The 1,383-nt window shown below is 47.9% G+C and carries 2 protein-coding genes; both read right to left on the bottom strand.

What is annotated here, in order from left to right:
- Positions 1 to 57 precede the first annotated feature (57 nt).
- A complete protein-coding gene (locus tag BTM36_RS04135; RefSeq protein WP_077235331.1) occupies positions 58 to 414 on the bottom strand; it encodes a hypothetical protein in 357 nt (118 codons plus the stop codon).
- Between the two features lie 113 nt (positions 415 to 527).
- On the bottom strand, positions 528 to 665 hold the full coding sequence (locus tag BTM36_RS28900; RefSeq protein WP_254426914.1) for a hypothetical protein: 138 nt from the start codon (positions 663 to 665) through the stop codon (positions 528 to 530).
- Positions 666 to 1,383: the final 718 nt, after the last annotated feature.

Below are 1,383 nucleotides of genomic sequence, written 5' to 3'. Positions count from 1 at the left end.
GACGCCGCAACAGTTTGCAGAGACTTTTTTAACCGCAGACTCCAAGTCGTTCTCGTACTAAATTGGGGAGCAGGTCAGTTTGACTAGCAGGATGGTGAGTACGCAGGCACCCATCCACAATACGGAGATAAGAGCGGCATAGCGTCTGACTAACTTAGCGATACGGGATTCCGAGCCGCCGCCGACTGGAAGACTAGCACTCAGGGTCAGGTCTTGATGAACCATGCCTACCAAATTCAGTAAAAATGTGGCAGCAAGAGGAAATGCCGCAAGTTTTACGAGATCGCTTAGTGCAGCATATTGCATGATGTTTAGTTGGAAGGCTCCCCAAAAACCTAGCAAATAGAGCGCGGAAATTGAGACCGCGTAAGCCGCTAGTAGCGCTCCATATTCTTTGTAGCCGATCTCTTTCATTAGTATTTTCCTGAATATTTCTTAGCTGTTTGTTAGACTGGAACGATGGCATATGCTTACAACAAAAGCCCCGGAAAAATCCGGGGCGTTTTATTTGGAAGGTAGGGTGCTTGTCAGTGGAAAATCTTAAACAAGATGCCGACGGTGCCAGCCAGCACAAAACCTAGCATCCATTTCAGTAACTCAAACTGGCCTTTGACCTCGGCCCGAAACTCGTTCAAGTCTGTTTTTCTGACCAGTTCGTTATTCATAGCTTCTGCCAGTGCCTTTGGGTGGGCTTCGGCTTGATCTGTGGGATTCCTGCGGCTTCAAGTCGTTTGACGTATTCGTGGGTATCAAAGAGTGTAGTTACCATTTGGTGGCCTTCAGTCAGTATAGTACCGCCTTAGCGGACGCCGGTTCGGGTTGGTTGAATGTGGAATGTGAAAGAGGTCTATGGCTCTGGTGGCACGGCGGCGGTGGGCTTGGTGAGCTGGAAGATGTCAGCGGTTCCGATGGCCAGGCGCCGGCGTGGCGGGCTAATTCCCATTTGGCGTAAGCGGTCTTGGTATTCGTAGTGTTGTAGTCGCAGAATTTCCGGGACCCACCAAGGAATCTTGCGTTTGCCGGTCAGCCAATCATGTACTGATCGCTCGGATCGTTTTAGGCGCTTTGTAATGACTTTGACGGAGTGGCCTTGCATCCAGAATTCGAATTCGCCGTGGTGGCCATACCGGGTAGTTGGATATCTCATGGCGTCATTCCTCATTATTGTTCATGGGAAATATGAGTGGATGGGATACAAATTTAAGTTCGCTGTGGATACCAGCACTCGCGTTTCTTTGCTCATAATATTTCGCATAATTTGTATTATGTAAAATATCGACACTGGTTAAGACTGTTCATGTCGTAATGGGAGCCAGCCGAGATAAAGCAAATTTTCGGATATAAGCCTAAAAGTAATATAGAAACCGACTTTTATGCCTAATC

Origin of the sequence: Herbaspirillum sp. VT-16-41, assembly GCF_001994935.1 — a bacterium.
GTDB classification, from domain to species: domain Bacteria; phylum Pseudomonadota; class Gammaproteobacteria; order Burkholderiales; family Burkholderiaceae_D; genus Herbaspirillum; species Herbaspirillum frisingense.
This window is presented reverse-complemented; position numbering and strand designations above follow the sequence as displayed.

Coding starts and splice junctions, on each gene's coding strand:
- BTM36_RS04135 (WP_077235331.1), bottom strand. CDS start 414: ATGAAAGAGATCGGCTACAAAGAATATGGAGCGCTACTAGCGGCTTAC.
- BTM36_RS28900 (WP_254426914.1), bottom strand. CDS start 665: ATGAATAACGAACTGGTCAGAAAAACAGACTTGAACGAGTTTCGGGCC.